The organism is Pseudarthrobacter sp. J47 (assembly GCF_049810315.1).
Lineage (GTDB): Bacteria > Actinomycetota > Actinomycetes > Actinomycetales > Micrococcaceae > Arthrobacter.
In genome coordinates this window covers 3,681,653-3,706,558 of the sequence record NZ_CP187358.1, presented here as the reverse complement: position 1 = coordinate 3,706,558, position 24,906 = coordinate 3,681,653, and the positions used below count along the sequence as shown (strand labels likewise).

Sequence of the window (24,906 nt, the reverse complement as noted above, 5' to 3'; positions counted from 1 at the left end):
ACCGGTGTTACCGGTTCAGGCCGCGGGTCCGCCTCGGGTAGGGAACCCTTCAGCTGTCCTTCAATGCTACCCGCGAGTAGCTACCTGTGCCAGAGCCTGACTGGCCGTGTAAATCGGAGGGCAGCTCCACCTTGGAAGCGTGATGGACCAGCCGGTCCCAGAGATGGTTGATGCCGTGCACCAGGGCCATCAGGATGGCCACCACGATGGTCCAGATCAGCTTGCCGATTCCCACGAAGACCAGTGCCACGAAGGCAGCGGCCATAACGAAGGCGGCGAGGACGAACGCAAAAATCATGGTTCCGATGAACACGAGTGTGGCCGGTTCGAGCGCTGTGACGTCAAACTGCATTGTTCCCCCTGCATCAATGCCCGGAAGAGCCCGGACGGAACACATCCACCCACTGCTTGAGTAGCAAGAGCCTAAATTGGGGCGCGGCTCCGGGGCCAGACTCCGACGGCGGGTTGTGGCGTTTGATACGGGATTGGAATATGCCTGCTGGTTAGGTAACGGGTTGATTGCCTTCTGTGCGAGGCACCCCCTGCTTCATCGCCTTGGTCAGTTACCCCGTATGGATTCCAAAGCCGCCGCCAGGTAAGGGGCGGTACGGCTGTGGGGTGAGCGCGCGACGTCGCTGGCGGTTCCGGCTGCGACTATCCGGCCGCCCTCATCCCCGCCGGACGGACCGAGGTCAATGACCCAGTCCGCCCTCGCCACCACGGCCATTTCGTGTTCCACCACGATGACGGTGTTTCCGCTGTCCACCAGGCCGTGGAGCTGCGTCATCAGGAGTTCGACGTCGGCTGGGTGCAGGCCGGTAGTGGGCTCGTCCAGAAGGTAAAGTGTGTGGCCGCGCCGGGCGCGCTGCAACTCGGTGGCGAGCTTGATGCGCTGCGCCTCTCCGCCGGAGAGCTCGGTGGCGGGCTGCCCCAGCCGGAGGTAGCCCAGCCCTACATCCCGAAGGCTCTTAAGGCTGCGGGCGGCGGCAGGGACGTCCGCCAGGAACTCTGCTGCCGCATCCACAGTCAGCCGCAGTACCTCTGCGACGTTCTTTCCCCGATAAGTCACCCCCAAGGTCTCGCCGTTGTAGCGGGAACCGCCACACTCCGGGCACGGACCGTAGCTGCCCGGGAGGAAAAGCAACTCCACTGCCACAAAGCCCTCGCCCTGGCAGATTTCACAGCGGCCACCGGCAACATTAAAGGAGAATCTCCCCGCCCCGAACCCCCGTGCCTTGGCTTCGTCGGTGGCGGCAAATACTTTGCGGACGGCGTCGAAGAGCCCGGTGTAAGTGGCGAGGTTGGAACGGGGGGTCCGCCCGATGGGTTTCTGGTCCACAGTGACCAGCCGGTCGATCCGGCCCGCACCGCTGACCTCTCCTACTGTCAGCGGCCCAGCCGGGTCCGTCTCATCCTGTTGGGACGGCTGGGTTACCTGCAATCCGCTGCCAACCACTTCCCCCAGGACGTGACTCACCAAGGTGGACTTGCCAGATCCGGACACTCCCGTGACGGCGGTAAAAACGCCCAGCGGGAAGCGCGCGTCAAGGCCTTTGAGGTTATGCCGGCTGACGTCGGAAAGCTCGAGCCAGGCGTGCGGCTCCCGGACGGTTCCGGAAACAGGTGCAACATCGCCGTCGTCGAACAGGAAGGGCCGGGTGACGGACTCTTCGATGGCAGCAAGCCCGGCAACAGGGCCGCTGTACAAAACCTCACCGCCGCCTTCCCCTGCCCCGGGGCCCACATCCACCAGCCAGTCCGCCCGTCGGACAACGTCCATGTTGTGTTCCACGACGAAGACCGAGTTCCCGGAAGCCTTGAGCTGGTCCAGCACCGCAAGGAGCGGCTCCGCGTCGGCCGGGTGGAGGCCGGCGGAGGGCTCGTCCAACACATAGATAACGCCGAACAGTCCGGACCGGAGCTGGGTGGCGATCCTTAACCGTTGCATCTCACCGGGCGAAAGACTGGGAGTAGCGCGGCCCAGCGCCAGGTATCCCAAGCCCAGGCCCAGGAGCACCGTGATCCGGGCCAGGAGGTCAGCGGTAATGGCCACCGCCACCTCGTTCTCCTCGCCGGACAATTGACGGCGGGACGCTGTTCCTGCCTTCTGCAAACCGGCTGTGGGCCGGATGACCTCGGCCAGTTCCACCATGGGCATTGCGTTCAGTTCGGCAATGCTCCGGCCGGCGAAAGTTACGGCGAGGGCTTCGGCCCGAAGTCCGGTGCCGCCACAGCGCGCACAGGGACCGGATTCCATAAAAGCCAACGCCCGCTCGCGCATGGGAGCACTCTGGGAGTCCGCGAGGGTGTGCTGGACGTATTTCTTGGCGCTCCAGAAGCGGCCCTTGTAGGGCTTGGCCACACGGTCCCGTTCAGGGGTTACTTCCACAACGGGCTGCTCGTCGGTGAACAGGATCCAGTCCCGGTGCTTCCTGGGCAGCTTGTTCCATGGCGTGTCCACGTCGTAGCCGAGGTGGCTCAGGATATCCCGGAGGTTTTTGCCCTGCCAGGCTCCGGGCCATGCGGCAACGGCACCTTCGCGGATGGTAAGGGTGTTGTCCGGAACCAGGGAATCCTCGCTCACCGTGTGTGCCACGCCAAGTCCATGGCATTCCTGGCAGGCACCAGCGGCCGTGTTGGGCGAAAAGGCGTCGGAATCCAGCTGTTCCGAACCTGCCGGGTAGGTTCCTGCCCTTGAAAACAGCATGCGGAGCGAATTGGAGAGCGTGGTCACCGTACCCACAGAGGAACGGCTGCTGGGTGCGCCACGTCGCTGTTGAAGTGCGACGGCGGGGGGAAGCCCGGAGATCAGCTCCACCTTGGGGTTGTGGCCCTGCTGGATGAGCCGGCGCGCGTACGGGGCCACGGATTCAAAATAGCGACGCTGGGCTTCTGCATAAATGGTGCCGAATGCCAGTGATGACTTTCCAGAGCCTGAAACTCCGGTGAAAGCCACGATAGAGTCCCGCGGCACGTCCACGTCGACGTTGCGCAGGTTGTTCTCCCGCGCGCCTCGCACCCGCACATAGCCATCGATTACGTGGTCGCCGGGTAGCCCTGCCGCATTATCGTGATTTGTTGCGCTCTGCATTCACCCGACTCTAGCGGGAGGCTGGGCTGGACCTCCGTCCGGTGCCGTCCAGGGGCCGCCAGTCCTCAACGCCGGCTGCGTTAACCTTGTAGTTGGCAGTTTTCCGGGCAGAGCCTGGTTATCCATCCCCACCAACGTCCCACAGAGGAGAGTGCGTGCCCCGCTCCGCCAGGTCGTCCGCCGATGCCATCAGTGCCCGGCTGCGGGACCTGGAACTCCTCACCAAGGGCCCTGCCTGGGCTCTGACGCGCTCGGCGCCGTGGGTGATCGCCGTGCTCCAGGCTTCCTTTACCCGCACCCGGCCGCAGCTACCGCTCGAAGAGTTCCACGCCGACGTCGACTCCTTCCTTGAGCAGCTCCGGCGCGAGGATCCGTCGCTGTGGACGTCCGCCAACGGTACGCCGTCAGGAAAGAAGTACGCGGATGAGTGGACGCGGAAACAGTTCCTCACGCGCCGCAACCAGTCCGGCCGGATCGTCTACGAAGTCACCGAACCCGCCGCGCGCGTCCTGGCCTTCCTGGACAGCCTGTCCAGCGAGCGCTCTACGCTCAACGGGTCCCGGCTGGGGACGCTGCTGGGTGATGTGGAGAAACTTGCCAATGAAACCAACCCGGACCAGAGCGCCCGGCTTGAGTCGCTGGAAGAGGAAATCGAGCAGCGCCAGCAGCTGATCGAGGACATCAGCTCCGGTGAATTCGATGGACTGCTCGATGACGACCAGGCGGTGGAAGCGGCGGGGAACGTGCTGGACCTGGCCGCCAGCCTGCCCGCCGATTACAAGAAGATGCGTGACCGGATCGAGGAACTGGTGGGGGAGCTCCGCAACCAGATCATCGAGGAATCGCTCAGCAAGGGCGCCACCATGGCACAGGTGCTGGAGGCGGACAAGCGGCTGAGGCAAAGCCCGGAAGGCCGCACCTTCCGCTCCTTCACGGCGTTCCTGGAAGACCCGCAGCAGCAGCTCCGCTTCCGCTCCGCAATCGGCGAGGTCCTCAGCCGGCAGTTCGCTGACGAGCTCACCGCCGAGGAACGCGAAACCCTCAAGAACCTGGTGGCCGAACTCCGCCAACAGCACAGCCAGATCCAGCGCATCTACGGCAAGCTCAGCGAAAGCCTGAACACCTACGTCCAAAGTGACGACTTCCGCCAGTCCGTCCGGCTCCGGAAGGTGCTGGGTGAGGCCGAACAGGCCATCCGGTCACTGCCCTACGAGCGCGACCGCCCCGGGCTGGTCCCCGGACCGTTGCTGTTCAACGCCGGCTTCGAATCCCTGGCCATGGTCAAGCTGTTCGACCCCGACGAGTTCGCAGTCCCGCCCCGGCTGGCCGAGCCCATCGCCTTCAGCGACTCGGACAGGGTGCGCTCGCCGCGGACCGCAAAGGCCAAGCCGGACGTCGTCAGGGCAGCTCTTGCAGGCGCCGGCACCTTGGCGGAAGCGTGGGACAGCCTGCCCGCCGAAGAGCGGCACATCAACAGCATCCGGGCGCTGTTGTCCGAAGCCCTGCACGAGGGCGCCGGCTTCGACCGCGACGCCTGGTCCGCCATCGAATTTGCCCAGATAGACGGCTCAACCCGCCAGGCCTACCTGCCCGTGGTTACGCTCAAGAAGGATTGACAATGACTGAAGAAGCACCCGCAGTGGTCGAGCCTGACGCGCCGGTGGTCGAGACCGCTTCTCCGGTGGTCGAGCCTGTCGAGACCGAGGGGACAAGCTCAGTCACTGAGCCCTCGCACGTCCGCACCGACCCCTTCACCGTCACTCCCCGGGACACCTTCGTTGACGGCGCCGCGCTCTACCCTGGCGACACCGGCGTCCTGTCCATGAAGGTCCGCCAGGCCCTGGTCCGGCTGTTGAAGGGCCCGTATGTCGACGGCGGCCGGGACGAGAAGCTCTGGACCATCATCCTGGACAACCAGATCATCCTGCGCAGCCGCCTGTCCGAGCTGTTCCTGGCCCTGCAGCTGGACCATGAACGCAAGATCGCCGTCCTCCGCCCGGTTGACCCGGAGTCCATCGGCGCCAGCAGCAGGTCCAGCATCCTCCGCCAGCAGCGGGCGCTCAGCCGGGTGGAAACCATTGTGTTGCTCCGGCTTCGCCTCCTCCTGGACCGGCACGTCACGGCGCAGACGGATCCCACCATCACCCGCGAGGAAATCACGGACCTTGTGGCCCACTACCAGCCCGCAGGCCAGCAGGACGCCCTCCGCGACGCCGATGTGGTCACCCGTGCCATCACCAAACTCCTGGCCCGCCAGCTCCTCCTGCCCACAGCCCTGGACGACGTCTACACCATCTCCAACGCCCTCCCGCTTGCCCTGCCCTTCGAGAACATCGGCGACATCCCGGCCCACATCGAAGCCCTGGTCAAGGTAGCCGAGGACGAATCCGGCACAGAGCCAATGCTGGAACTGGACGACCCCGATCTGGTGGTTGAGCTTGTCGAAACCGAGAATGACGACGACGGCGCTGCCGCCCCCGCCCCATCGGTCCCGACCACCCAGGAGGACGCCAAGTGAGCATCGCGACCATGCTTCCGATGGGGGAGCTGACCAATCCGGGGCAGATGCGGCTTGCGTTGGTGCAGGTGGTGAACTGGGGAACGTTCCATGGCGCGCACACCATGCACGTGGACCGGAACGGCACGCTGCTCACCGGTAATTCGGGCGTAGGCAAGTCCACGTTGTTTGATGCGATGCTGCGGGTGTTTGATGCCCGGCCCAGGTCCAACGAAGCGGCGGCGCAGCGTGCCGGCGGGGCTGTGGAGGACAAGCGGACCACTTTCACGTACATGCGCGGAAAGGTGGGCGACAAGGCTGTGGGGGAAGGGTCCGCCAGTGCCTTCCAGCGGCCCGGCGCAACCTGGTCCGCCGTCGGTCTGACGTTTGATAACGCTGCGGGCAGCCGGGTGACGGTTTCTGCGCTGTTCGATCTGCCCAAGAACGGCACCGAGTCCAGTGTTGGCCGGTACTACCTGATCGATAACAAGCCCCTGGACCTGCAGGCCATTGAAGGGATTGCGGACAAGCGGTTCACCCGTTCGGCGCTGGAGGCGATCTTCCCGGACGCGCAGGTCTTTGACGTGCACAAGGCGTTTGCGGAGCGGTTCCGCCGGCTGCTGGGGATCAGCTCGGACCAGGCGCTGCCGCTGCTGCGGGTGATCCAGGCGGGCAAGGGCCTGGGCGGCAGCGTGAACACGTTCTTCCGGGACCAGGTCCTTGACGCCCCGGCCACGCTGGCCGCCGCGGATGACGTGGTGGAGGAATTCAGCAACCTCATGTCCATCCGTCAGCGCCTGGAGGACGTCCGTCAGCAGCGCGACCAGCTTGCCCCGGTACCGGACCTGAACAAGGAGTACGCGCAGGCGCTTCTGGAGGCGAACCGGCTGCGCTCGCTCGCCGGCGAGGAATTCGAGGCATACCGCCAGCAGCTCGCCGTTGAGGTCCATCGGAAAACGCTGGCCCGCTTCAAAGAGCTTGCGCAGGCCAAGGCGAAGGAACTGGGCGCGGAACGCACGGTCCGGGACGGCCTGGCCAAGGAACTGCGCCAGCTTGAGACGGACTACAACAACCAGGGCGGCAACGCGATCTCCGCGATCGAGCAGTCCCTGGAGAACGCCCGGGTAGGGTTGCGGCTCCGACAGCAGGTGGAGGACGCGGCCAAAAAGGCGCTCGCCGACGCCGGCCTGGAACTGGAGTGGACAGCGTCCGGATGGGAGCAGGCCCACGAGCAGGCCGCCGCCAGGTCCGCGGAGCTGAAGGACGATTCGGAGGCCCTTAAGGAACTCCGCTTCGAAGCATTCGATGCGCACGCCACCAAAAAGCGCGAGCTGGCCGCGGCCGAGCAGGAACTCGTCTCGTTGAAGACGCGCACCTCGCTGCTGCCGCCGTCGAGCATTGAAAACCGCTCGGCGATCGCCGCGGCCACGGGTGTCCCCGAGGATCAGATGCCGTTCGCCGGCGAGCTGATGGACCTCGCCGAGGGGCAGGAACGGTGGCGGCCGGCGGCCGAACGCGCGCTCCGCAGCCTCGCCACCACCCTCCTGGTCCCGGGCAGGCATTTCGCGGCGGTGACCCGCTACCTGAACGACCACAAGGTCCGCGGAGCCCTCCGGGCTGTGGATATCTCCAAGCCCCTGGCCGGCGGTGCGCTGGCTGTGGAGGACGTGAACGACGGCGATCTCCTGACCAAGCTGGACATCCTCACCACGGGTGCAGCTGCTGAGGCAGGGGAGTGGATCCGCGAGCGGATTGCCCTGGATTTCGCGTACCCGTGCGTGGAGGATCCGGATGAGCTCGCGGGCCTGGACAAGGGCCTGAGCCTGGGCGGCGTGGTCAAGCGGAACCGCCACACGGTGGAAAAGGACGACCGTTTCAGCGGCCGGCAGGATTACGTGCTGGGCTTCGACAACGCCGCCAAGCAGGAGCTGCTGGCCGCCCAGGTGGATGAGCTGGTCCGGGAACTGGGCAAGGCTGAGGAACTGGCGCAGAGCCGTGAAGAGTCGCACCAGGGCATGACCCGGCAGCTGGAGGCCCTCCGCCGGGTGGCCGAAGACCACCGGCCGTGGGAACAGGTTTCGGCCACGGTGGCTGCTGAGGAACTGACCCGGATCGAGCAGCGCCTCAAGGACGCACTGGCCTCCCAGGCGGACCTGGAACCACTGCGGGCCCGGATCGAGGCCGTCCGCGAAAAGCACCAGTCCTCCACAGGCTCCGCCGCCGTCCTCCAGAGCGAGTACAAGGCCCTGGACCAGCAGCTCACGGCTTCCGACGCCCTGCTGGAAGCGGCACGCGGGCGCCTGGAGCAAGCTCCGCCGTCGGACTCCACCGTTGCCGCGCTGGAGCCGTACTTTGCGGAGTTCGGCGACGTCACAGAGATGCATGAGCTGGACAACCTTGCCAACCGCGTCCGCACCACGCTCCTGGCCGAGCTGCACGCCGCGGAGACCCGTGGACAGGGCACGGCGGAGCGGCTCACCCGCATCTTCGAGGCGTTTGTCCGCGAATGGGGGTCCGCCATTTCCGCGGACCACGGAACCTCAATCGGCGCAGCCGGGGAGTTCGAATCCCGCTACCACGCCATTGTCAGCGACGGACTGCCGGCCCAGGAAGCCGAATTCCGGCGCTTCTTCAACCAGCGCACGCATGAATCGTTCAGCACCCTGCTGCACCTGCTGGACGAGGAACGCCGGTCCATCACCAGCCGGATCCTGCCGCTGAACGGCATCCTGTCCCAGGTGAACTTCCACGAGGGCAGCTACCTGGAGCTGGACATCAAGCAGACCATGCCGGCCACCGCGAAGCAGTTCAAGGACGCGATCCAGAACGCGCTCAAGGCCCGGCACGCCCGCCCGGGCAAGGCGGAAACAACTGACGACGACGCCGAACTCACCCTCCGCTACAAGTCACTCGAGTCCCTGGTAAAGCGGCTCAGCTCGCAGACGCCGGAGGACAGGCGCTGGCGGGCAGAGGTACTGGACGTCCGCGGCCACCTGTTCATTCAATGCAAGGAGCACCGCGAAGTTGCTGCTGCCGGAGATCAAAACGATAAAAAGGGCAAGGCCGGCAAGAAGCGCACCGACGTCTTTATGCACGCGGACACCGGCTCCATGTCCGGCGGCGAGCGGCAGCGGTTCACGGCCTTCATCATGGCCGCGGCCTTGAGCTACCAGCTGGGCATCGCGGACCAGGGGTTCACCACCTACGGCACCGTGATGATGGATGAGGCGTTTGTGCTGGCCTCGGAGGAGTTTGCAGGTGCCGGGATCAAGGCGCTTCACGAGTTCGGGTTCCAGCTGCTGCTGGCTGCCCCGGAAAACGTGATCGACCTGTCCCGGCACCTGGGCTCGGTCACGGAAATCCTCCGTGACAAGCGGACCAACCGCTCAGGCGTGCTGACCGCCCCGGTGATCAAACCGTCGTCGGAAACCGGTGCAGCGTGGCGGTCCGAAGCCAACCCCGTGGACATTGTCCTGAGGTAGTCGGCCCCGGACCCTTACAGCCACCGGCCGCTGGAACCTACCGTCCCTGGGCCTACCGCCCCTGGACCCGGTCCATGAAGCGGCGGGAACGGGCACGCAGTCCTTCCACCTGCCGCTGCACTACCTCGGCGGGGTCGGGGTTGATTTCGCTGGCGGGCGGCTCTACCCGGACGTTGCCGGAGCAGAGGAAATCGGCACAGATCAGGGTGCCCACCGTGTTGCCGTCACGCCCGGACTGCCCGGCCCGCTTGGCAACCCAGAGCAGCACGTCTTCCTTGGAGAACACGTCCCTGCAGAGTTCGCAGAGCACGGAGCGATTTTTGCGGGCCCCGCCTTCCGGGGCGCGGAGCAGCACACCGGTTGGCTTGCCGCCGTCTTCTGCGGGCAGGACCAGGTATCCCCGCAAGGGCATCTTCGGGTCCCGCCAGCCCAGGAAATCAAGGTTTTCCCAGTCCAGGGAATCGAAGTCCTGCGGCAGGTTGAGTTTGGCGGCCTCTGAACGGCTGGCGTTCACAAAGGAGGACCGGATTTGTTGTGGACTGATTTTTTGCATGGCGAAGCTTCCTTCGAAAGTGGTCGACGTCGGCGCACCGGAACGGTGCGCCGGGGCAGGGCGCGTCGGATCACCTGTGTGACAGGAATCTGTGTCAGGAAGCGGGAAAGGATCTCCGCTTAGGCAGGTACCGACGCGTGGGGGCGTGCCAAGCAGGCCATAACGGCCACCTCGCCAACCATGGCAGCGGCTGCTGGAACAGTGCGCATGCTCATCCCCTCGTCGTTTACATGCAGGCTTGCGGAAGCGGTAGTCCGCTGCCGTAATCTTTCCAAAAGTGACGTGCTGCTGTCCAGAAGAACGCCCTGGTGGGGCGCGGAATTATCGGTGAAATGGATTACGTGACGCTAACGTTTCTTAATTCGCCGGAGGGTAGGCTAGCCTTACTTGGGTTCGCATCACTTACCTCTAAGGATTCACCGTGGCTTCCCAATTCCCCCGCCGTGCCCTGCTCAAGACTGCAGGTTCCGCCACTGCCGTTCTGGCCGCCGTCGCCCTTTCCCTGAGTGGCTGCTCCACCGGCCCCGCCGCTTCCGACTCGGACAGCACGGCTTCCGCCAGCGCACAGTTCCCGGTAACCATCGAGCACGCATTCGGTGAGACGGTCATTGAAAAGCAGCCCACCCGCGTGGCCACCGTTTCCTGGGTTAACGATGACGTTGCACTCGCCCTCGGCGTAGTGCCGGTTGGTATGCCCAAGGTTGAATGGGGCGGCAACGAGCAGGGCTCCACCCCGTGGAAGGACGCGGCTCTCGAGGACCTTGGCGCCAGCATCGGCACGGACAAGGCTCCGGCAATGTACTCCGAAGCTGACGGCATCAACTTCACGGAGATTGCCAAGACCACCCCGGACGTTATCCTCGCCGCCTACTCAGGCCTCACCGAAGAGGACTACAAGAAGCTCTCCGAGATCGCACCCGTTGTGGCCTACCCGGAGCTGGCCTACGGCACCCCGTGGCAGGACTCCACCGCCCTGATCGGCAAGGCCCTGGGTAAGGAAGACGAAGCCGGCAAGCTGATCGCGGACACCGAGTCCGTCATCAAGGAAAAGGTGGCCGAGTACCCGCAGATCGAAGGCAAGACCTACATCTACGGCAACCTGGAACCGGCATCCGCTGACGGGGTCAACGTCTACACCGCCAACGACAACCGTCCCCGCTTCCTCAGCGGCATCGGCATGAAGCTCGCTCCCGTGGTGGAGGAGCTGTCCAAGGGTTCCTCCGAGTTCTACCTCCCGTGGTCCGCGGAAAAGGCCAATGAGCTGGACTCGGACATCTTCGTGACCTGGGTTCCGGACGCCGCCACCACGGACACCATCACGGCCGACCCCCTGCTGGGCCAGATCCCGGCCATCAAGAACGGCGCCCTGGTTGCCGATTCCAACAACACCCTGACGCTGTCCATCTCCGCCGCATCGCCGCTGAGCCTGCCGTGGTCCCTGGACGAGTTCCTTCCGCAGCTGGGTGCAGCCGCGGACAAGGTGAAGTAACACCACTTCCATGACGCAAAGTACGACGACGGCACTCACCGAACGGCGCGATACTGCCGCTTTGGCTCCGGCTAAGCGGCAAAAGCCCGCCACTCGGCCCGGACAGCGCACCATCGCGGCACGTTCCGCGTGGCTGCTGGGTGCCGTCGTCGTTCTTGCGTTGGTAGCCGCGCTCTCGCTTGCCGTGGGCGCGAGGGGGCTTCCGCTGGACACCGTCTGGCAGGCCCTCACCCGGTTCGACCCCGCCAACGGGGACCACGCCGTGGTGCAGGCCCGGATCCCGCGGACTGTCCTGGCGCTCCTGGTGGGTTCCGCCTTGGGCCTGGCCGGCGCGGCGATGCAGGGCGTTGCCCGCAACCCGCTCGCGGATCCCGGCATCATGGGCATCAACGCCGGTGCCGCCCTGGCCGTGGTGACGGGCATCTACGTCTTTGGAATTTCGGCGCTGACCGGTTACATCTGGTTCGCCTTTGTGGGGGCCGCCGTGGCCGCCGTCGTGGCCTACCTGGTGGCGTCACTGGGCCGGGAAGGTGCAACGCCGGTCAAGCTCGCCCTGGCGGGAGCGGCCCTGAACGCCGGCCTCTTCTCCCTGATGAACGTCATCCTCGTCTCCAGCCAGGACACCTTTGACCGCTTCCGTTTCTGGCAGGTGGGCGGTGTTGCCGGCCGCGACTGGTCGGTCCTGCTGCCCGGCCTGCCGTTCCTGGCCGTGGGCACGGTGATTGTGCTCTTCTCCGGCCGTATCCTTAACAGCCTCGCGTTGGGGGATGACGTCGCGCGCGGCCTTGGCCAGCGCGTCGGGCTGGTCCGCGTCATCAGCGCCCTGGGCATCGTCCTGCTGTGCGGCACGGCCACGGCACTTGCCGGTCCCATCGGCTTCGTGGGCCTGGTCATTCCGCACGCGGTCCGCTCGCTGACCGGCCCGGACTACCGCTGGATCCTGCCGTTCTCCGCAGTCCTGGCTCCCGTGCTGCTCCTCGGGGCAGACATCATCGGCCGCGTGGTGCTGCTGCCCGGCGAGGTTCCGGCCGGCATCATGACCGCCCTGGTCGGTGCTCCCGTCTTCGTCTGGCTCATCCGCCGCGGAAAGGCGGCCGGGCTGTGACCACCACACGTACCCCCGCCACCAGCGCCGCCGCCACCACCGTCGAGGTGGCACTTAACGGCAGTCCCGCCGTCCAACACCCCCTTGAAGTGCCACCTCGCGTGCGGACGAGCCGCCGTTTTGTCCCCAGCCGTACCGCCGCCCTGGGAATCGGCGTGGTGGTCCTGTTCTTCGCCAGCGTCCTGCTGGGCAGCTACACCGTGACCATCCCGGACTTCTTCAGGATCGTCATCGCGGACCTGACCGACGGCGCCAAGATCCCCGGCGCCAGCTTCATCGTTATGGAAAACAAGTTGCCCCGCGCGGTAATCGGCACCATGATCGGCGTGGCATTCGGCCTCTCCGGTGCGCTGTTCCAGACCATGCTGCGCAACCCGCTGGCCAGCCCCGACGTCATCGGCATCACCTCCGGCGCCAGCGCCTCCGCCGTACTGGCCATCGTGGTGTTCGGAGTCAGCGGCGTGGGCGTGTCCTGGGCGGCCCTCGCCGGGGCGCTCGGCGTGGCGGCGTTCATTTACTTCATCAGCCGCAGCGGGTCGCTCGGTTCCGGCGGCGGCAAGGGCGGCAACGCTGCCGGCAACCGCCTCATCCTGGCCGGCGTGGGCATCGCCGCCGCGCTGCAGGCCGTCGTCAGCTTCCTCATGACCCGCGCGGACATCCGCACCGCGGCCGAGGCCCTGATCTGGATCAACGGCTCGCTCAATTCCGCCAACTGGGACAGGGCAGGTGTGCTGGCTCTGGCCCTGGTGGTGCTGGTTCCCCTCGTTGCCCTGCTCGCCGTCGCGCTCCGCATCCTGGAACTGGGTGACGACACCGCCGCAGGCCTGGGAATCCGCGTCGCCTTGACCCGGCTGGCCGTGGTAGTGGTGGCCGTTGCCCTCGCAGCTGTGGCGACGGCGGCAGCCGGCCCGGTTGCGTTCGTTGCCTTCCTTGCCGGCCCCATTGCCCGGCGCTTCGCCGGAAAAGCCAGCCTCCCGGCGTCGGCCTTCATCGGCGCGCTGATTGTCCTGGCCGCGGATTTCTTCGCCGTCAACATTGCCCCCTTGCTCCTGGACGGCACAGCGCTCCCGGTGGGCGTTATTACCGGCGCGATGGGTGCACCGTTCCTGCTGTGGCTCCTGGTCACTGCCAATCGAAAGGATGCCTGAGATGGCGTTGCTGAACGCGAAAGACCTGACGCTGCAGTACGACCAGCGTTGCATCGTCGATAGCCTCACGGCCGCCATTCCGGAGGGCAAGGTGACCATGATCGTGGGCGCCAACGCCTGCGGCAAGTCCACCCTGCTGCGCGGCCTGTCCCGGCTGCTGAAGCCGGCCGGCGGCAGCGTCACGCTCGATGGCAAGGACATCCACTCCCGCCCGGCGAAGGAACTGGCCCGCACGCTGGGCCTCCTGCCGCAGCATCCCACGGCGCCTGACGGCATCACGGTGCAGGACCTCGTGGGCCGTGGACGATACCCGCACCAGGGTTTCTTCCGCAGCTCCAGTGCTGAGGACGAACGCGCCGTGCAGCACGCCATGGAAGTTACTGACACCCTGCAGCTGGCGGATCGGAACGTGGACGAGCTGTCCGGCGGCCAGCGCCAGCGCGTCTGGATTGCCATGGCCCTGGCCCAGGAAACAGAGGTGCTGCTGCTGGACGAACCCACCACGTACCTGGACCTGGCCCACCAGGTGGAGGTCCTGGACCTGGTGACTGACCTGAACCGGCGCCGCGGCACCACCGTGGCGATCGTGCTGCACGACCTCAACCTGGCCGCACGCTACGCGGACCACGTGATCGCCATGAAGGGCGGGGCGATCGTGGCGGAGGGCAAGTCCACTGACGTCATTACCGAAGGCCTGGTCCGGAATGTGTTCGGCCTGGAGTCCCGCGTGGTTCCGGACCCGATTTCCGGCACGCCCCTGATTGTCCCGATCGGCCGGCACCACACGCCGGTTGAGCCCGCCGCGTTTTCGGAACTTACGACGGCAGCTGCACTGACTGATATGGCGGACGCCCGCCCAAAAGCCCCCACCACACCATTGGAGATGGCCTCATGACCAGCGTAAAAGGCACTAAGACCACCGCGGCCGGGACCAGGACCGAGCCCATGACGCTGGCGTTTGACGTCACCGTTTCCTCCGTCCGGCAGCTGAGCCCCACCTTCCGCCGTGTCACTCTTGGCGGGTACTCGCTGCGTGACTTCGGCGTCCGTGGCGACACCCTGGACCTGCGCATCAAACTGATGATCCCGTCGCTGGCCGAGGACGGAACAGTGGTCCCGCTGCCTCCTTTCAACATGGAAGAGGCCGGCTGGTACCAGGAATGGCTGGCCATGGATCCCTCGGTCCGCGGCGCCATGCGCACCTACACCGTCCGCGAGGCCCGGCTGGACGGCGTCTACCCGGAGATCGACATTGACTTCGTGATGCACTTCGATGCTGACGGCAACGGAGGCCCCGCCGCCAACTGGGCCCAGGCCGCCAGGCCCGGTGACGCGATCACCCTCATCGGACCGAACAACAGGGCCGCGCACTGCTTCACCGCAGAAATCTACTCCGGCATCGAATGGCGCCCGGGTATGGCCCAGCGTGTGCTCCTTGCCGGGGATGAGACAGCCATTCCGGCCATCTCCGCCATCCTGGAGAGCCTCCCGTCCTACATGACCGGGCACGCGTTCCTCGAAGTGCCCGAGGCCGGCGACTTCCTGGAGCTCACGTCCGCGGCGGACGTCGAAATCACCTGGCTGGCCCGCGGCGCCTCGATCGGCCGCTCACGCCCGCATGGGGAGCTCCTCCAGCAGGCTGTCCGGAACGCCGTGCCGGTGCCGGGCTGGGTGGGAATCAAGTCCGACGACGGCGGTGCAGGCCCGGAGCCCGAGGACGTCAATGTGGACGAAGAGGTCCTCTGGGAGACTCCGGCGCGGATGGAAACCGCCGCCATCGCCGCAACCAAGAACCCGGACATGCCCGCCGGCGCCATGCCGTTCTACGCCTGGATCGCGGGTGAGGCGGCCGTCATCAAGGACATGCGCCGCTACCTGGTCCGTGACGTGGGCATCGACCGCAAGCAGGTTGCCTTTATGGGCTACTGGCGACAGGGCAAAGCCGAGGGCTAAGCCCTGGGTCCGGGCCAGCGTCACCTAAGCTTCACCTCGGCTTTCCCTGGGCTCTTTCTGATGGGGTTACGTTGGCGTGGTGCCTGAACCTTTGCTTCCTGAGTCCGGGCGGCGGGTCTACGTTGCCCTGGGGGATTCATTTACCGAGGGCGTGGGGGACAACTCACGCCGGCTGCCCAATGGGGTCCGGGGCTGGGCGGACCGGGTGGCGGAGAAGCTGGCGAAGGCGGAGCCAGGCTGGGAGTACGCCAACCTGGCCATCCGCAGCAAGCGCCTGCGCCACATTGTGGCAGACCAGCTGGAGCCTGCGCTGGCCATGGAACCGGCCCTGGTCACGCTCTATGCCGGCGGCAACGACATCCTGGACTTCGGCACGGACATCAATGTGCTGCTGGCCGAATATGAGGACCTCGTGGCGAAGCTCGCGTCCACCGGAGCGGTGCTTGTCCTCTTTACCGGCTACGACGTGAAGGTCTCCGCCGTCCTGGAGCCGCTGAAGAAGCGCAACGCCATCTACAACCAGCGGGTGCGTGAACTCGCAACGAAATACAACGCCGTGCTGGTCGATTTCTGGTGCTTCGAGGCGTACCACGATCCCCGGATGTGGGCTCCTGACCGGCTCCATATGTCCAAGGCCGGCCACAAATACATGGCAGCCAGGGTGCTTGACCATCTGGGAGTCCCGCACAAGATCACGCCCAAGGACTGGGGGCCGCCGGACAGGCTGACGCTGCGGGACTGGGAACGCCGGCAGCGCCGCTGGATGAAGGACTGGGTGCTGCCACTCTTCAAGCGGAAGCTCCGCGGCGTGACCCTGGGCGACTCCCTCCAGCCACGCTGGCCCGAACCCGTGAGGGTGCCTCCCAAGGGCGGGCTGAAGAAACTGGCGGACCAGCTGGTGGACCAGGCCTGAGGCCCAGACCCAAGAGCCTGGGGCCCGGCTATTCGTCCAGCAGGTTCTCGAACCCCTCGGCCACCCGGTTGGCGTGGAACTCGGTGACGTCGAATTCGGCCACCCCGTTCACATAGAAAGGGTCCTGGGCCAGGGAGGCATCCAGGGCTTCGCGGCTGGCGCGGGAGAGCAGCATTCCGCCGGTGCGCGGAACCTTCCTTCCGGCGGCGACGAATACGCCGTCGTCGAAGGCTTTTTTCAGCCACTCCACATGCGCGTCGATGTGGAAATCGACAATGTCCTGGGGCACTTTGTAGGTCAGGGAGACTACATACATGCGGTTCAGACTACCGGCTGGAACGGTGCCACGAGCCGGATCCGCACCACGCAATCAAACTTGAACCATCAAGCATCAATTGCTCCTAGAATGGGGGAATGACTGAACCGCGGTGGCTGAATCCGGATGAGCGACGCGCCTGGCTGGCGATGGTAAGCATCAACACCCTGCTGCCCGCTGCACTGGACAACCACCTGCATTCCGCGGGGAAGCTCTCGCTCTTTGACTACAACGTGATGGCCATGCTCTCCGAAGCCGAGGGGCGGTTCCTGCCCATGAGTGCCCTGGCTAACCGCACCAGCGCCTCGCTGTCGCGCTTGTCCCACGTGGTCACCAAGCTGGAAAAGCGCGGCTGGATGGAGCGCCGGCCGCATCCCGGCGACGCCCGCGTCACCACCGCGCACCTTACGGATGAGGGCATGGCCCGCCTGGTGGAGCTCGCTCCTCAACACGTCGAAGCCGTGCGGGTAAAGTTCCTCGACGCCCTCAGCACGAAGGACGTGGAAGACCTGGCCAGGATCGGCGAGAAGATCGTGAAACAGCTCGACGACGACCACTGGATCCTGCGCAACTAACCGGATCCCGCTATGGATGGCAGACTCGGAGCCATGGAATTTACCTCCCGCTACGTTGCCTTGGGCGACTCCTTCACCGAAGGCGTCGGTGACGACGATCCGGCGCGCCCCAATGGCGTGCGCGGCTGGGCAGACCGCGTTGCGGAGCAGCTCGGCGCCGCGAATCCCGCCTTCGGCTACGCCAACCTGGCCATCCGCGGCCGGAAGCTGCGCCAGATCATCGCCGAACAGGTGAGTGCCGCCGTCGAACTTAACCCCACCCTGGTGACCATTTACGCAGGTGCCAATGACATCCTGCGGCCGCGCGTGGACATCGATGACTTGCTGGTGGAGTACGACGACGCCGTGGGGCGGCTGACCGCCACCGGCGCCACAGTGGTGATGTTCACCGGTTTTGACGCCCGCGGTTCCAAGGTTTTCAGCACCATGCGCGGACGCACGGCGATCTACAACGAGCTGGTGCGCGGAATTGCCGGGGACCACGGCGCGCTGCTGGTGGATTACTGGCGGTTCAACGAGTACTACGACTGGGGCATGTGGGCCCAGGACCGGATGCACATGTCCGCTGCCGGGCACGCCAACATGGCCAAGAGGGTGCTGACCGTCCTGGAACATGACCACTCCATCGAGGTTCCGCCCATCACTCCCGTGCCGCAGCTGGGCCCGCTGGAGACGGCCCGGGCCAATGCGCGCTGGGTGAGGGAGTTCGCTGGACCCTGGGTGATGCGCCGCCTGACGGGCACGTCCTCCGGTGACGGACTGCAGCCGAAGTACCCGCAGCTGACGCACCTGTAGCCGCCTGCCGTCGTGCCCCGCTCGAGGGCCCCTTATACACCTTTCCGGCCCGGATTGGTCTTTAATTGCGCGAACTCGTAGACTTGACAAGCGCTAAGTGCGCGGAGCGTGCGCAATTGCTCCGGTTGCCCGGTAATTTTCTCCAGGGTGGCCGGTAGTTAGGGGCTCAAGTTGCGTGACTAACCGTTCGCCCTGATTCACTTTTGGGTCGCTCTTAGCTGCATGGTCCAGCAGAAGATATGCGGATCATTACTAACAATCTTTGAGGAGAAGTCATGGCAGCACACTGCCAAGTGACCGGAGCCGAGCCGGGCTTTGGGCACAGCATTTCGCACTCGCACCGTCGCAACAAGCGCCGGTTCGATCCGAATATCCAGAAGAAGCGCTACTGGGTTCCGTCCCTGCGCCGCAATGTCACTCTGCAGCTGTCTGCAAAGGGCATTAAGACCATCGACGTCCGCGGCATCGACGCAGTCGTGGCCGAAATCCTTGCTCGTGGGGTGAAGCTCTAATGGCTAAAGACAAGGACGTACGTCCGATCATCAAGCTGAAGTCCACTGCGGGCACCGGTTACACCTACGTAACCCGCAAGAACCGTCGTAACGACCCGGACCGTATGGTCCTGCGTAAGTACGATCCCAAGATCCGCCAGCACGTCGAATTCCGAGAGGAGCGCTAAGCATATGGCTAAGAAGTCAATGATCGCTAAGAACGAACAGCGTAAAGTTATCGTCGAGCGCTATGCTGCCAAGCGCCTCGAACTGAAGAAGGCCCTGGTAGACCCCAACTCCACCGACGAAGTACGTGAAGCAGCACGCCTCGGCCTGCAGAAGCTTCCCCGCAACGCTTCGCCGGTACGCCTGCGCAACCGCGACATCATCGATGGCCGTCCGCGCGGTACCTTCCAGAAGTTCGGTATCTCCCGTGTTCGCTTCCGCGACATGGCACACCGTGGCGAACTCCCGGGCATCACCAAGTCTTCCTGGTAATCCGCTTCCGCTGATTCCAGCTGCTTGAAAGGGCCGGCAACCGTTTGGTTGCCGGCCCTTTTTGCGTTTAACCGGTGAACGCGCCCCCGTTGGTCGAGCCTGTCGGTGATCGAGCCCCCGGTGATCGAGCCTGTCGAGATCCAGTGGCGCAACACACAGTGCCGAATGTTCGACGCCGGCACTCACCTCGTCCGCCTTTCCCCACCCTCGAGGGCCAGGATTCCCCGTATTCCCGGGGGACTCCGGGTTACGCGCGCCTGAGGGGCACCCTCCAGGGCAGGATTTGCCGTGCGGCTCCGAGCCGTGTAATGTTTTCTGAGTCGCCGCCGCTGAAGCGGAAAAATAGCGACCAACCCCCTTCTTCAAACAGCCTGGAAAATGGCGCGCTTTTAGTGCGTTTCTCCGGGTGGGGCCGATTGTTTGGAACTTTGTTTAGCGGAAACGCTGATTTGCAAAGTGACCAGCCATCGGGTAAGTTTGGAAAGTTGCTCCGGAGCGATCCTGAACGTTGGTTTGGGTGGTGCCGGTTAGTGTCTGTTGTTTGAGAACTCAATAGTGTGCCAAGTTTATTGATACCGATTTTTTTATGAATTGGTTGATTTGCCAGGCTGTGCCGCCCCTGTGGTGTGGTCTGGTTTTTTAGCTGGTTTCAAATTTTGTGCAGCCTTCTGTCCGCGTTATTTCCGTGGTGGTTGGTTGTGTCTGTTTTACTTCAACGGAGAGTTTGATCCTGGCTCAGGATGAACGCTGGCGGCGTGCTTAACACATGCAAGTCGAACGATGAAGCCAGCTTGCTGGTGGATTAGTGGCGAACGGGTGAGTAACACGTGAGTAACCTGCCCTTGACTCTGGGATAAGCCTGGGAAACTGGGTCTAATACCGGATATGACTCCTCATCGCATGGTGGGGGGTGGAAAGCTTTTGTGGTTTTGGATGGACTCGCGGCCTATCAGCTTGTTGGTGAGGTAATGGCTCACCAAGGCGACGACGGGTAGCCGGCCTGAGAGGGTGACCGGCCACACTGGGACTGAGACACGGCCCAGACTCCTACGGGAGGCAGCAGTGGGGAATATTGCACAATGGGCGCAAGCCTGATGCAGCGACGCCGCGTGAGGGATGACGGCCTTCGGGTTGTAAACCTCTTTCAGTAGGGAAGAAGCGAAAGTGACGGTACCTGCAGAAGAAGCGCCGGCTAACTACGTGCCAGCAGCCGCGGTAATACGTAGGGCGCAAGCGTTATCCGGAATTATTGGGCGTAAAGAGCTCGTAGGCGGTTTGTCGCGTCTGCCGTGAAAGTCCGGGGCTCAACTCCGGATCTGCGGTGGGTACGGGCAGACTAGAGTGATGTAGGGGAGACTGGAATTCCTGGTGTAGCGGTGAAATGCGCAGATATCAGGAGGAACACCGATGGCGAAGGCAGGTCTCTGGGCATTAACTGACGCTGAGGAGCGAAAGCATGGGGAGCGAACAGGATTAGATACCCTGGTAGTCCATGCCGTAAACGTTGGGCACTAGGTGTGGGGGACATTCCACGTTTTCCGCGCCGTAGCTAACGCATTAAGTGCCCCGCCTGGGGAGTACGGCCGCAAGGCTAAAACTCAAAGGAATTGACGGGGGCCCGCACAAGCGGCGGAGCATGCGGATTAATTCGATGCAACGCGAAGAACCTTACCAAGGCTTGACATGAACCGGTAACGTCTGGAAACAGGCGCCCCACTTGTGGTCGGTTTACAGGTGGTGCATGGTTGTCGTCAGCTCGTGTCGTGAGATGTTGGGTTAAGTCCCGCAACGAGCGCAACCCTCGTTCCATGTTGCCAGCGCGTAATGGCGGGGACTCATGGGAGACTGCCGGGGTCAACTCGGAGGAAGGTGGGGACGACGTCAAATCATCATGCCCCTTATGTCTGGGGGCTTCACGCATGCTACAATGGCCGGTACAAAGGGTTGCGATACTGTGAGGTGGAGCTAATCCCAAAAAGCCGGTCTCAGTTCGGATTGGGGTCTGCAACTCGACCCCATGAAGTCGGAGTCGCTAGTAATCGCAGATCAGCAACGCTGCGGTGAATACGTTCCCGGGCCTTGTACACACCGCCCGTCAAGTCACGAAAGTTGGTAACACCCGAAGCCGGTGGCCTAACCCCTTGTGGGAGGGAGCTGTCGAAGGTGGGACCGGCGATTGGGACTAAGTCGTAACAAGGTAGCCGTACCGGAAGGTGCGGCTGGATCACCTCCTTTCTAAGGAGCACCTACAGATCATTGCTGCCGCGTATGTGGTGGTGGGGGTTTGTCAGGAGTATATGCCCGTTGCGCAGACGCAAGTTCTGCGGCGGGTGCTCATGGGTGGAATATCAATGAATAGGCATCTGGCGGCGTGTGCTGCCGGTTAGTACGGATTCCCTTTTCGGGGGTGTCCTGGAACGCTGGTGGTGCGGGTTTGCCGGGTGGTGTTTGGCACACTGTTGGGTCCTGAGGCAACAGGGCCGTGTGGTTTTCCGCTCCTTTTATGGGTGCGGGGGGTTGGCGCGGGTTTGTTTGTTTCTGGTTTCCTGGCTGCATCGATCATGCACTTGTTGTGTGTGGGGTGTGTGGTTTGGGGTTGTTGTTTGAGAACTACATAGTGGACGCGAGCATCTTTTATAAGAAGCAATTTCCAAGAATATGAACCTGGATCTGGCTGCGCGTGATGGTACTGCCTTTGGGTGGTGTTGTTGGGTGTGGTTGGTTTTCATGGTTCTCTCGAGAAAAGTGTTTTGTTTTGATCTTTGTGGTCAAGTTTTTAAGGGCACACGGTGGATGCCTTGGCATTAGGAGCCGAAGAAGGACGTGGGAATCTGCGATATTCCTGGGGGAGTCGATAACCGGACTTTGATCCCAGGGTCTCCGAATGGGGAAACCCCGCCAGACGCGCGAGTGATCTGGTGACCCGTATCTGAACACATAGGGTACGTGGAGGGAACGCGGGGAAGTGAAACATCTCAGTACCCGCAGGAAGAGAAAACAATAGTGATTCCGTTAGTAGTGGCGAGCGAACGCGGATCAGGCTAAACCGTTCCATGTGTGATAGCCGGCGGGCGTTGCATGGTCGGGGTTGTGGGACTTTCCGTACTGTCTCTGCCGGGGCAGTGGGGTGTGATGTGCTGGCATAGGTGAACGGTCTTGAAAGGCCGGCCGTAGAGGGTGTGAGCCCCGTAACCGTAATGTTTGGTACCGCCCGGATGAGTATCCCAAGTAGCACGGGGCCCGAGAAATCCCGTGTGAATCTGTCAGGACCACCTGATAAGCCTAAATACTCCCTAATGACCGATAGCGGACCAGTACCGTGAGGGAAAGGTGAAAAGTACCCCGGGAGGGGAGTGAAACAGTACCTGAAACCGTGTGCTTACAATCCGTCGAGCAGTCTTCTTAGTTACTGTGTGACGGCGTGCCTTTTGAAGAATGAGCCTGCGAGTTAGTGTTACGTCGCGAGGTTAACCCGTGTGGGGAAGCCGTAGCGAAAGCGAGTCTGAATAGGGCGTTGCAGTGGCGTGATCTAGACCCGAAGCGAAGTGATCTACCCATGGCCAGGTTGAAGCGACGGTAAGACGTCGTGGAGGACCGAACCCACTTCAGTTGAAAATGGAGGGGATGAGCTGTGGGTAGGGGTGAAAGGCCAATCAAACTTCGTGATAGCTGGTTCTCCCCGAAATGCATTTAGGTGCAGCGTTGCGTGTTTCTTGCTGGAGGTAGAGCTACTGGATGGCTAATGGGCCCTACAAGGTTACTGACGTCAGCCAAACTCCGAATGCCGGTAAGTGAGAGCGCAGCAGTGAGACTGTGGGGGATAAGCTTCATAGTCGAGAGGGAAACAGCCCAGACCACCAACTAAGGCCCCTAAGCGTGTGCTAAGTGGGAAAGGATGTGGAGTTGCGAAGACAACCAGGAGGTTGGCTTAGAAGCAGCCATCCTTGAAAGAGTGCGTAATAGCTCACTGGTCAAGTGATTCCGCGCCGACAATGTAGCGGGGCTCAAGTACACCGCCGAAGTTGTGGCATTCAGATAGTAGACAAGCCTTCGTGGTTCAGTCGTCTGGATGGGTAGGGGAGCGTCGTGTGGGCAGTGAAGTCGCGGTGTAAACCAGCGGTGGAGCCTACACGAGTGAGAATGCAGGCATGAGTAGCGAAAGACGGGTGAGAAACCCGTCCGCCGAATGATCAAGGGTTCCAGGGTCAAGCTAATCTGCCCTGGGTAAGTCGGGACCTAAGGCGAGGCCGACAGGCGTAGTCGATGGACAACGGGTTGATATTCCCGTACCGGCGAAAAACCGCCCATGTTGAACAGGGGATACTAACTGCCCGAGACCTGCCCGATCACCCTTGTGGTGTGAGGGTTTTGGTGGAGCGCAGGACCTGATCCTGGGAGGCAAGCGTATTAACAGGTGTGACGCAGGAAGGTAGCCGAGCCGGGCGATGGTTGTCCCGGTCTAAGGATGTAGGGCGAACGGTAGGCAAATCCGCTGTTCATGATGCCTGAGATCTGATGGGACCCCCGTATGGGGGGATTTGGTGATCCTATGCTGCCGAGAAAAGCATCGACGCGAGGTTTTAGCCGCCCGTACCCCAAACCGACACAGGTGATCAGGTAGAGAATACTAAGGCGATCGAGAGAATTATGGTTAAGGAACTCGGCAAAATGCCCCCGTAACTTCGGGAGAAGGGGGGCCCCAACCTTGAACACCACTTGCTGGTGGGAGGGGATCGGGGCCGCAGAGACCAGGGGGAAGCGACTGTTTACTAAAAACACAGGTCCGTGCGAAGTCGCAAGACGATGTATACGGACTGACTCCTGCCCGGTGCTGGAAGGTTAAGAGGACCGGTTAGCCTCACGGCGAAGCTGAGAATTTAAGCCCCAGTAAACGGCGGTGGTAACTATAAACCATCCTAAGGTAGCGAAATTCCTTGTCGGGTAAGTTCCGACCTGCACGAATGGAGTAACGACTTCCCCGCTGTCTCAACCATAAACTCGGCGAAATTGCAGTACGAGTAAAGATGCTCGTTACGCGCAGCAGGACGGAAAGACCCCGAGACCTTTACTATAGTTTGGTATTGGTGTTCGGAGTGGCTTGTGTAGGATAGGTGGGAGACGTTGAAGCCCGGACGCCAGTTCGGGTGGAGTCATCGTTGAAATACCACTCTGGTCACTTTGGACATCTAACTTCGGCCCGTAATCCGGGTCAGGGACAGTGCCTGATGGGTAGTTTAACTGGGGCGGTTGCCTCCTAAAAAGTAACGGAGGCGCCCAAAGGTTCCCTCAGCCTGGTTGGCAATCAGGTGTCGAGTGTAAGTGCACAAGGGAGCTTGACTGTGAGAGAGACATCTCGAGCAGGGACGAAAGTCGGGACTAGTGATCCGGCGGTACATTGTGGAATGGCCGTCGCTCAACGGATAAAAGGTACCTCGGGGATAACAGGCTGATCTTGCCCAAGAGTCCATATCGACGGCATGGTTTGGCACCTCGATGTCGGCTCGTCGCATCCTGGGGCTGGAGTAGGTCCCAAGGGTTGGGCTGTTCGCCCATTAAAGCGGTACGCGAGCTGGGTTTAGAACGTCGTGAGACAGTTCGGTCCCTATCCGCTGCGCGCGCAGGAAATTTGAGAAGGGCTGTCCTTAGTACGAGAGGACCGGGACGGACGAACCTCTGGTGTGTCAGTTGTACTGCCAAGTGCACCGCTGATTAGCTACGTTCGGATGGGATAACCGCTGAAAGCATCTAAGCGGGAAGCCCGCTTCAAGATGAGATTTCCATACACCTCGTGTGTGAGAGGCCCCCAGCCAGACCACTGGGTTGATAGGCCGGATGTGGAAGCGGGGACTAAAGACCCGTGAAGCTGACCGGTACTAATAGGCCGATAACTTACACCACACCACCACTGCGTGAACCCATACTTCAAAAGGGGTTCACACCAAAACAGTTGGTGAAGATCAATGAATGCTTGCGTCCACTATGTGGTTCCCAAACAACAAA

At 63.0% G+C, this 24,906-nt stretch carries 18 protein-coding genes and 2 rRNA genes; 16 read left to right on the top strand and 4 right to left on the bottom strand.

Translation table 11 applies throughout. The annotated features are described in order from the left end of the window. Window positions 1–49: 49 nt before the first annotated feature. Window positions 50–352, bottom strand: a complete 303-nt coding sequence (locus ACPJW8_RS17040) for a hypothetical protein (protein WP_330189150.1) — start codon at window positions 350–352, stop codon at window positions 50–52. A gap of 207 nt (window positions 353–559) precedes the next feature. Next, the gene (uvrA, locus tag ACPJW8_RS17035) at window positions 560–3,091 is read right to left on the bottom strand and encodes an excinuclease ABC subunit UvrA (protein ID WP_330189151.1); all 2,532 of its coding nucleotides are present in this window, start codon (window positions 3,089–3,091) and stop codon (window positions 560–562) included. A 155-nt stretch (window positions 3,092–3,246) separates the two neighbouring features. Between uvrA and ACPJW8_RS17030 the strand changes: the two genes are divergently transcribed. The 3 genes from ACPJW8_RS17030 to ACPJW8_RS17020 are packed head-to-tail and all read left to right on the top strand — an operon-like array spanning window position 3,247 to window position 9,070. After that, the gene (locus tag ACPJW8_RS17030) at window positions 3,247–4,707 is read left to right on the top strand and encodes a DUF3375 family protein (protein WP_330189643.1); all 1,461 of its coding nucleotides are present in this window, start codon (window positions 3,247–3,249) and stop codon (window positions 4,705–4,707) included. Between the two features lie 2 nt (window positions 4,708–4,709). Beyond that, window positions 4,710–5,609, top strand: a complete 900-nt coding sequence (locus tag ACPJW8_RS17025; protein WP_330189642.1) for a DUF4194 domain-containing protein — start codon at window positions 4,710–4,712, stop codon at window positions 5,607–5,609. Next, the gene (locus ACPJW8_RS17020) at window positions 5,606–9,070 is read left to right on the top strand and encodes an ATP-binding protein (protein WP_330189641.1); all 3,465 of its coding nucleotides are present in this window, start codon (window positions 5,606–5,608) and stop codon (window positions 9,068–9,070) included. Before ACPJW8_RS17025 ends, ACPJW8_RS17020 begins: the two co-directional genes overlap by 4 nt. A gap of 52 nt (window positions 9,071–9,122) precedes the next feature. Here ACPJW8_RS17020 and ACPJW8_RS17015 read toward each other — a convergent pair whose 3' ends face one another. Next, window positions 9,123–9,623 (bottom strand): FBP domain-containing protein, encoded by a 501-nt coding sequence (locus ACPJW8_RS17015; protein WP_330189640.1) that lies wholly within the window; start codon window positions 9,621–9,623, stop codon window positions 9,123–9,125. A gap of 421 nt (window positions 9,624–10,044) precedes the next feature. Here ACPJW8_RS17015 and ACPJW8_RS17010 point away from each other — a divergent pair, with 421 nt between their 5' ends. From ACPJW8_RS17010 to ACPJW8_RS16985, 6 genes are all read left to right on the top strand, one after another. Then, window positions 10,045–11,112 (top strand): iron-siderophore ABC transporter substrate-binding protein, encoded by a 1,068-nt coding sequence (locus ACPJW8_RS17010; protein WP_330189639.1) that lies wholly within the window; start codon window positions 10,045–10,047, stop codon window positions 11,110–11,112. Between the two features lie 10 nt (window positions 11,113–11,122). Continuing rightward, the gene (locus tag ACPJW8_RS17005) at window positions 11,123–12,217 is read left to right on the top strand and encodes an iron ABC transporter permease (RefSeq protein WP_330189638.1); all 1,095 of its coding nucleotides are present in this window, start codon (window positions 11,123–11,125) and stop codon (window positions 12,215–12,217) included. 89 nt (window positions 12,218–12,306) lie between these two features. Next, window positions 12,307–13,365, top strand: a complete 1,059-nt coding sequence (locus tag ACPJW8_RS17000) for an iron ABC transporter permease (RefSeq protein WP_330189644.1) — start codon at window positions 12,307–12,309, stop codon at window positions 13,363–13,365. A 1-nt stretch (window position 13,366) separates the two neighbouring features. Continuing rightward, complete coding sequence (locus tag ACPJW8_RS16995) at window positions 13,367–14,260, top strand: ABC transporter ATP-binding protein (RefSeq protein WP_330189637.1); 894 nt, start codon at window positions 13,367–13,369, stop codon at window positions 14,258–14,260. After that, entirely contained in the window at window positions 14,257–15,318 is a 1,062-nt protein-coding gene (locus ACPJW8_RS16990; protein ID WP_330189636.1) for a siderophore-interacting protein, read from the top strand. Before ACPJW8_RS16995 ends, ACPJW8_RS16990 begins: the two co-directional genes overlap by 4 nt. Before the next feature lie 76 nt (window positions 15,319–15,394). Continuing rightward, window positions 15,395–16,231 carry an SGNH/GDSL hydrolase family protein gene (locus ACPJW8_RS16985; RefSeq protein ID WP_330189635.1) on the top strand — a complete coding sequence of 279 codons (837 nt, stop codon included), beginning with the start codon at window positions 15,395–15,397 and terminating at the stop codon, window positions 16,229–16,231. Between the two features lie 28 nt (window positions 16,232–16,259). Here the strand turns inward: ACPJW8_RS16985 and ACPJW8_RS16980 are convergent, their stop codons facing one another. Beyond that, complete coding sequence (locus tag ACPJW8_RS16980) at window positions 16,260–16,547, bottom strand: YciI family protein (RefSeq protein WP_330189634.1); 288 nt, start codon at window positions 16,545–16,547, stop codon at window positions 16,260–16,262. Between the two features lie 98 nt (window positions 16,548–16,645). Between ACPJW8_RS16980 and ACPJW8_RS16975 the strand changes: the two genes are divergently transcribed. The 7 genes from ACPJW8_RS16975 to ACPJW8_RS16945 all read left to right on the top strand — a co-directional run bounded on the left by ACPJW8_RS16975 (window position 16,646) and on the right by ACPJW8_RS16945 (window position 24,804). After that, complete coding sequence (locus ACPJW8_RS16975) at window positions 16,646–17,122, top strand: MarR family winged helix-turn-helix transcriptional regulator (RefSeq protein ID WP_330189633.1); 477 nt, start codon at window positions 16,646–16,648, stop codon at window positions 17,120–17,122. A 33-nt stretch (window positions 17,123–17,155) separates the two neighbouring features. Continuing rightward, window positions 17,156–17,917 (top strand): SGNH/GDSL hydrolase family protein, encoded by a 762-nt coding sequence (locus ACPJW8_RS16970; RefSeq protein ID WP_330189632.1) that lies wholly within the window; start codon window positions 17,156–17,158, stop codon window positions 17,915–17,917. 275 nt (window positions 17,918–18,192) lie between these two features. Next, window positions 18,193–18,429 (top strand): 50S ribosomal protein L28, encoded by a 237-nt coding sequence (gene rpmB / locus ACPJW8_RS16965; protein ID WP_330189631.1) that lies wholly within the window; start codon window positions 18,193–18,195, stop codon window positions 18,427–18,429. Further along, window positions 18,429–18,596: a 50S ribosomal protein L33 gene (gene rpmG / locus ACPJW8_RS16960; RefSeq protein ID WP_056737121.1), complete on the top strand. Its 168-nt coding sequence runs from the start codon at window positions 18,429–18,431 to the stop codon at window positions 18,594–18,596. The genes rpmB and rpmG overlap by 1 nt, the downstream gene beginning before the upstream one ends. A 4-nt stretch (window positions 18,597–18,600) precedes the next feature. Further along, entirely contained in the window at window positions 18,601–18,906 is a 306-nt protein-coding gene (rpsN, locus tag ACPJW8_RS16955; protein ID WP_026266887.1) for a 30S ribosomal protein S14, read from the top strand. 712 nt (window positions 18,907–19,618) lie between these two features. Then, window positions 19,619–21,141, top strand: a 16S ribosomal RNA gene (locus ACPJW8_RS16950). A 531-nt stretch (window positions 21,142–21,672) separates the two neighbouring features. After that, a 23S ribosomal RNA gene (locus ACPJW8_RS16945) occupies window positions 21,673–24,804 on the top strand. Together the 16S and 23S rRNA genes form the textbook arrangement of a ribosomal RNA operon. Window positions 24,805–24,906: the final 102 nt, after the last annotated feature.